The sequence below is a fragment of the Streptomyces sp. BR123 genome, from assembly GCF_013401435.1.
In the GTDB taxonomy this organism is placed as follows: Bacteria; Actinomycetota; Actinomycetes; order Streptomycetales; family Streptomycetaceae; genus Streptomyces.
On the sequence record NZ_JACBGN010000382.1, the window covers coordinates 1 to 6142 of the forward strand.

The 6142-nt window shown below is 71.4% G+C and carries 6 protein-coding genes and 1 other RNA gene; 4 read left to right on the top strand and 3 right to left on the bottom strand.

The genetic code is table 11. From position 1 onward, the window contains the following. From HYE82_RS33180 to ssrA, 3 genes are all read left to right on the top strand, one after another. Positions 1-1055, top strand: a 1055-nt coding sequence (locus tag HYE82_RS33180) for a S41 family peptidase (RefSeq protein WP_179177925.1), incomplete at its 5' end; no start/stop codon positions are given. A gap of 18 nt (positions 1056-1073) precedes the next feature. Beyond that, positions 1074-1559 (top strand): SsrA-binding protein SmpB, encoded by a 486-nt coding sequence (smpB, locus tag HYE82_RS33185; protein ID WP_179177926.1) that lies wholly within the window; start codon positions 1074-1076, stop codon positions 1557-1559. Between the two features lie 84 nt (positions 1560-1643). Then, positions 1644-2033, top strand: a transfer-messenger RNA (tmRNA) gene (ssrA, locus tag HYE82_RS33190). A 235-nt stretch (positions 2034-2268) separates the two neighbouring features. On the opposite strand, the gene HYE82_RS33195 is transcribed toward ssrA, so the two are convergent. Further along, positions 2269-2529 carry a hypothetical protein gene (locus HYE82_RS33195; RefSeq protein WP_179177927.1) on the bottom strand — a complete coding sequence of 87 codons (261 nt, stop codon included), beginning with the start codon at positions 2527-2529 and terminating at the stop codon, positions 2269-2271. A 383-nt stretch (positions 2530-2912) separates the two neighbouring features. Here HYE82_RS33195 and HYE82_RS33200 point away from each other — a divergent pair, with 383 nt between their 5' ends. Continuing rightward, positions 2913-4259: a hypothetical protein gene (locus HYE82_RS33200; RefSeq protein WP_179177928.1), complete on the top strand. Its 1347-nt coding sequence runs from the start codon at positions 2913-2915 to the stop codon at positions 4257-4259. 45 nt (positions 4260-4304) lie between these two features. Here the strand turns inward: HYE82_RS33200 and HYE82_RS33205 are convergent, their stop codons facing one another. Then, the gene (locus HYE82_RS33205) at positions 4305-4568 is read right to left on the bottom strand and encodes a Txe/YoeB family addiction module toxin (protein WP_179177929.1); all 264 of its coding nucleotides are present in this window, start codon (positions 4566-4568) and stop codon (positions 4305-4307) included. Further along, the gene (locus tag HYE82_RS33210) at positions 4565-4837 is read right to left on the bottom strand and encodes a type II toxin-antitoxin system Phd/YefM family antitoxin (RefSeq protein ID WP_179177930.1); all 273 of its coding nucleotides are present in this window, start codon (positions 4835-4837) and stop codon (positions 4565-4567) included. The genes HYE82_RS33205 and HYE82_RS33210 overlap by 4 nt, the downstream gene beginning before the upstream one ends. Between the last annotated feature and the right edge of the window lie 1305 nt (positions 4838-6142).

Consider the following 6142-nt stretch of genomic DNA (forward strand, 5'->3'; position numbering starts at 1 on the left):
GCCTNTTCCGCTGCGGCGCGGTGGGGGTGGTCATCTCACAGTTCCCGGACGTTGAGCAGGGATTCGGCCTGGTCGTCGCCCGCGCCGCCGCCGAGGCCGTGGCCGAGGGCAAGTCCGGCAAGAAGGCCGCCCAGGAGGTGGTCAGCCGCAGCGGCGACCGCTGGGGCGTCGTCTACGACCAGGGCGAGTACGCCGCCCTCGCCGACGACCTCGACGGCCGCTGGACCGGCGTCGGCCTGTGGCCCGAGCGCCGCGCCGACGGCCGCATCGAGATCGACAAGGTCCAGCCCGGCAGCCCCGCCGACCGCGCCGGCCTGCGCGCCGGGGACCGGCTGCTCGACGTCGACGGCCGCATCGTCACCGGCCTGCGCGTCCCCGAGGTCGTCGCCCTCCTGCGCGGCCGGGCCGGCACCCCCGTGGTCGTCCGCTACGGCCGCGACGGCGCCCCGGACCTCACCGAGACCCTCCGCCGCGAGCAGTTGCGCACCGAGCCCGTGACCGTACGGGAACTGCCCGGCGGGATCACCGTCATCAAGGTCGCCGCCTTCAGCCGCGGCTCCGGCGACCGCGTCAAGGCCGCCGTCCGCGCCGCCCCGCCCGGCGCCGGCGTCATGCTCGACCTCCGCGGCAACCCGGGCGGGCTCGTCACCGAGGCCGTCACCGCCGCATCCGCCTTCCTCGACGGGGGCCTCGTCGCCACGTACGACGTCCGCGGCGACGAGCGCGCCCTGTACGCCGCCCCCGGCGGGGACACCGCCCGGCCCGTCGTCGCCCTGGTCGACGGCGGCACCATGAGCGCGGCGGAACTCGTCACGGGCGCCCTGCAGGACCGCGGCCGGGCCGTGGCCGTCGGCACCCGGACCTTCGGCAAGGGCTCGGTGCAGATGCCGACCCAGCTCCCCGGCGGCTCGGTGGCCGAGCTGACCGTGGGCACGTACCGCACCCCGGCGGGGCGCAGCCTCGACGGCAAGGGCATCACCCCGGACCTGGCGGCGGGCACGGCCGTCGAAGAGCGGGCCCGCGCGGTATTGGGTGGCCTCGGGGCAGGGTCGTAGTGCGAAAATGGCCGCACTATGGCAAAGGAAAAAGGGCGCAAGCTGATCGCCCAGAACAAGAAGGCGCGGCACGACTACCACATCCTCGACACCTACGAGTGCGGCATCGTGCTCACCGGCACCGAGGTCAAGTCGCTGCGCCAGGGCCGGGCCTCGCTCGTCGACGGCTTCGTGTCGGTGGAGGGCCGCGAGGCGTGGATGTACAACGTGCACGTGCCGGAGTACAGCCAGGGCACCTGGACCAACCACAGCGCCCGCCGCAAGCGCAAGCTCCTCATGCACCGCGAGGAGATCGACAAGCTGGAGTCGAAGGCACAGGAGACCGGCCACACGGTCGTGCCCCTGTCCCTGTACTTCAAGGACGGCCGGGCCAAGGTCGAGATCGCGCTGGCGAAGGGCAAGAAGGAGTACGACAAGCGGCAGACGCTCCGCGAGAAGCAGGACACGCGCGAGACGAACCGCGCCATCGCGGCGGCTCGCCGGCGCCAGCGCGGCGAGCGTTAATCTCCTGGCACCCGGTGGTCCACTTCGCGTACCATGGGTGCAGCACCACCTCCCCGGGGGTGGCGCACTTTGAAAAATCAACATGGGGATGATCGGTTTCGACAGCGGATGTCGATGTAGGGGAAGCGAGCCGAGGAAGCGGCAATGATCTCGCTAACCACATGTCGCAAAAAAATAATCGCCAACTCCAAGAGCGATAACTCCCGCTTCGCCCTCGCTGCCTGATAGCAGTGAGCTGAAGCCTCTGTGAGGAGCGTCAGCCCGGAAGTGGTCCCGGTCCGGATCCTGGCGTCGACTAGGGATCTAAACCTCTAGCCCCGGTCACGGGGGCCTGAGGGAAATCAAACAGTGACTGAGCCCGTCGGAGACTTGTCCGTGTGATCTCCGGGGCCGAGAAAAGCGCAGCGGACTGCGCTCGGAGAAGCCCTCCTTCTGCACCGTTGGACGCGGGTTCGATTCCCGCCATCTCCACTCATCCCATGTGGGCGAAGGCCCCGCGACCGGTTCGGTCGCGGGGCCTTCGTCATGCGCGGCCGCGCTCTTCACCGGCGGGTGCCGGCTCGTGCCCTCCTCCCTCCGTCCGTACGGTGAGGGTCGCCGCGCGCTCCCGATCACGGCCGACGGCTTCCATGAGTCGACGGGCGTTCGCGGGGGGAGCGCAGCAGGTAGCGGGTCTCCTGCCAGGAGTCGTCATCGGCGGTCGATGTGGTCACGTGCGGTGCCTCGCGTCCTGTTCCGGCAGCTTCTGGATGTCCTTGACGAGCGCGAGCGCCTCGCGGCCCGAGGCCAGCCGGATCCACACATACGCCTTGTCGGCGTCCACGCCGGCCCAGCCGGAGCCGACCTGGACGATCCGGCCGCTGACCTGCATCGGCAGCTCCCGGCCGCGTCGCTCGGGCGGCACGTGGGTCACACCGGTGACGAGGTCGCCGGCGGAGTACGGCGGGCGGCGGGGCGATGCCATGGTCATCGCCTTTCCTGCGCGTCGCCGGTGCGGTCGTGCCGGATCGCTTGCCCGCGGGCCTGCACTGTCGGACGAAACGGTTCAGGCCCTTTTCGGCTCGGGTGAGGGTGGCGGCAGAAAGGGTGTCGCCGGGGACGCGCAGGCGGGGGTCGGGCTGGTCGGTCCTGCTGGTCATGGCTGTGTACCTGCCTCTCGTCGGTGTCGCCGCTCGCGTCTGTCGGGAGGGACGGGCGCCCGGGCGGCGGTCGGATGTGCCGAACGGGCCTGAGCAGGAGGTGTCTCGGGCGGAACCGTGCGGCTGGCATCCATCCAACGCGGGTACGGGCAGGGGGAGTAGGGAGCACACTGTCGGCAAGGTTGAACGCGTTGAACGGCCCGGGGGTTCACCGATGGCAGCACGGACACGCACACCGAACGAAGCCCTCGCCCGCCTCCTGGCAGAGGCCGGTGTGGGGAACGCCCAGCTGGCACGGCGTGTCAACGCGGTGGGCGCAGAGCTGGGCGTTACCACGCACTACGACAAGACGGCGGTCTCCCACTGGCTCGCGGGCAGTGTGCCGAAGCCGGAGGTAAGGCCGGCGGTTGCAGAGGCGCTCTCCAGGCTCCTGAGGCGGCCGGTCACGCTGGCCGAGCTGGGCTGGGCGCCTCGGGGTGCGGCAGGAGGTGGAGGCGGCGCGGACGCCGTGGGCGAGGTGGCCGACCTGAGCCGGGCCGACATGGACCCGTCCCGGCGGAGCGTACTGGGGGCCGGAATGTACGTGGCGGCGCTCGGCGTGCCCAGGTTCGAGGACCTCGCCGACCGGGCCGAAGCCGTCGCGGCTGGGCGGACGGTGCGGATCGGTACGTCCGACGTGGAGACCGTCCGCCTGATGACCGAAAAGATCGCCGACATTCTCGACGAGATCGGGGCCGGGCATGCCAGGCCGATGGCGGCCGCGTTCCTCACCAACACGGTCACCCCGTACCTGAGGGCGGAGGGGCCGGAGCAGGTACGAAAGGGGATGCTGGCCGCCGCCTCGGACCTGGTCTACCTCACGGGCTGGATGGCGATGTTCGAGGAACGGCAGGGCTTGGGACAGCGCTACTACCACCAGGCGCTGGCGCTCGCCGGTTCCGCCCAGGACCACGTCACGTACTGCCGGACCCTGCGCGGAATGAGCCTCCAGGCATCCCACCTCGGATACGGGCCGAAGGCGCTGGAACTGGCGAACGCGGCGGCGGAGGCGGCGCCGGCCAGCGGGCCGCGCCTGGTGGCGTTCCTGCGCGGGCAGCAGGCCGCGGCGGCGTCCATGACCGGCGACCGGCGGACGGCGCTGGCCCGGCTCCGGGAGACCGAGGCCGCGCTGTCCCGGGCGGATGACCGCCGTGACGCGGTCGGGGGCTACGACCAGGCAGCCTTCCACTTCCACGAAGCCCACGTCATGTGGTGGATCGGGGACCGCGAAGGGTCGGTCAACGCCCTGCGCCGCTCCAACCACGCCCGCTCCCCACAGGAGCGGCAGGGCCGTCTGCACGCTCTTGGGGTGATCGCCGATCGGCAGATGCAGATGCGGCACATCGAAGCCGCGACGCAGACGTGGGCGGAGTTCCTGGACCTCCACGCCACCTTGTCGTCCACCCGGGGGGACGAGCACATGAAGGCGCTGCAGAAGGGGATGGCCGGCTACCGACGTGTCCCCGGTGTCGGGGATCTCCTGGCCCGGGCCACCGATGTCGCCCAGCGCAAGGCCGCATGATCTGCGCATCCCCTGCGGGACCTTCGGTGTGCTGTGGTGTTCGGGTCAGTCGGAGTAGTGGTAGCGCGCCTTGACGATCTTCACTTCCTTGTCGTCGGCGCGGTAGACGAGGCGGTGCTCGTCGTCGATCCTGCGCGACCAGTACCCCGTCAGGTCACCCTTGAGCGGTTCGGGCTTGCCGATGCCCACGAAGGGAGACCGCTGGATCTCGCCGATGAGGCGGGTGATCCGTCTGGCCATCCTCCTGTCCGCTCCGAGCCAAAACAGGAAGTCCTCCCAGGCGGCCGGGTCGAAGTGGACGCTCCTCACTCCTCACCAGCCAATGCTTGGAGTTCCTCCATGGTCTTGGTGACTGCCGCCGCGCCTTCCCGGTCGCGGGCGACGGCTTCCATGAGTCGACGGGCGTTCGCCGGCGAGCGCAGGAGGTAGACGGTCTCCTGCCAGGAGTCGTAGTCCTCGGCGGACATGAGAACCGCGTCTCCGCTCTTGGAGCTGATGCGCACCGGGGTGTGGTCGTTGTTGACGCGCTCGATGAGCGGAAACAGGGTCTTGCGGGCTTCACTGGCGCTTATGGGCATCTTCCGCACCCCAATCATGCCGGGTACCGCGGGAGTGGTACCCGGAAATGGTACTGACCTCGTACCGAATTACGGTACAGGATGGCGGCGCACGGCGGTTGCCCCGAGGGCCAGGGCCGTGAGAGCTGCAGCGGCCGGGAGGGCGTACGGGGTGGTCGTGCCCCAGTGGTCGACCAGCCAGCCTGCGGCTGCCGAGCCGGCGGCTATGCCCGCGAGGATCGCGGTGACGGCCAGGGTCATGCCCTCGTTGAGGCGGGCCGGCGGGGTCGCGGCGTGGACGCGGGACATCGCCGTGACCATCGTCGGGGCGGTGGCCATGCCCGCCAGGAGGAGGGCGCAGCCCAGCAGGAGTACCGAATCCGTCGTGGCGGCGAACCACGGCAGGGCCATCGCGGCGGTGAGGGCGGCGAGGCAGGTGGGGAGGGTGCGCGGGCGGAGCGTGCCGTAGAGGAGGCCCGCCGCGCAGGAGGCGGCCGCCTGGAGGGCCAGGACCGGGCCGGAGGCGGCGCCGAGGCCGTGGGCGTCGAGGTAGGCGATGGAGGTGACCTCCATCGCGCCGAACATCACGCCGAGGGGGAGGAAGAGGGCCAGCAGGGGGCGGACGGAGCGGAGCGGGGCGCCGCCGTGGGCGGCCCGGGACGGCGGCGGTTCCGTGGAGCGCTGCGCGGTGAAGATCAGCATGCCGGTGAGGAGGAGGACGGCGCCGGTGAGGGTGCCCGCCTCGGGGAACGCGGCCGAGCACAGGGCGGCGGCGACCACCGGGCCGAGCATGAAGCACAGCTCGTCGGCGGCCTGCTCGAAGGCCATGGCCGTGTGGTGCGCGGAGCGGGAGCCGCGCAGCAGGTGGGTCCAGCGGGCCCGGGACATGCCGCCGATGTTGGGTGTGGTCGCCGTGGCCGCATAGCTGGCGAAGAGGGTCCAGGCGGGGGCGCCGGAGCGGACGCACAGGATCAGCGAGAGCGAGCCGAGGACCGCGATCAGCGTGGCCGGGACGGCGATCCGCGCCTGCCCGTACCGGTCGACCAGGCGGGCGGTCCAGGGCGCGACCACGGCGGTGGCCGCGAGGCCGGTGGCCGTGACCGCGCCGGCGAGGGCGTACGAGCCGCGCTGGTCGGCGATCATCATGACCGCGCTGATGCCGAACATGCCCATGGGGAGACGGGCCAGCAGGTTCCCGGCGGTGAAGGCACGGGTGCCGGGGAGGGCGAACAGGCGCCGGTAGGGGCCCGGCTCGCGGCGGGGCGGGGTCTGCAGTCGGGGTGGGTTCTGTCTCGTATACACATCGGACGCTGCCGACGACGCTCG

What these genes read in the sequence shown, in the direction of transcription:
- HYE82_RS33200 (WP_179177928.1), top strand. Translation starts at nt 2,913, where the DNA reads ATGGCAGCACGGACACGCACACCGAACGAAGCCCTCGCCCGCCTCCTG.
- HYE82_RS33195 (WP_179177927.1), bottom strand. Translation starts at nt 2,529, where the DNA reads ATGACCATGGCATCGCCCCGCCGCCCGCCGTACTCCGCCGGCGACCTC.
- smpB (WP_179177926.1), top strand. Translation starts at nt 1,074, where the DNA reads ATGGCAAAGGAAAAAGGGCGCAAGCTGATCGCCCAGAACAAGAAGGCG.
- HYE82_RS33210 (WP_179177930.1), bottom strand. Translation starts at nt 4,837, where the DNA reads ATGCCCATAAGCGCCAGTGAAGCCCGCAAGACCCTGTTTCCGCTCATC.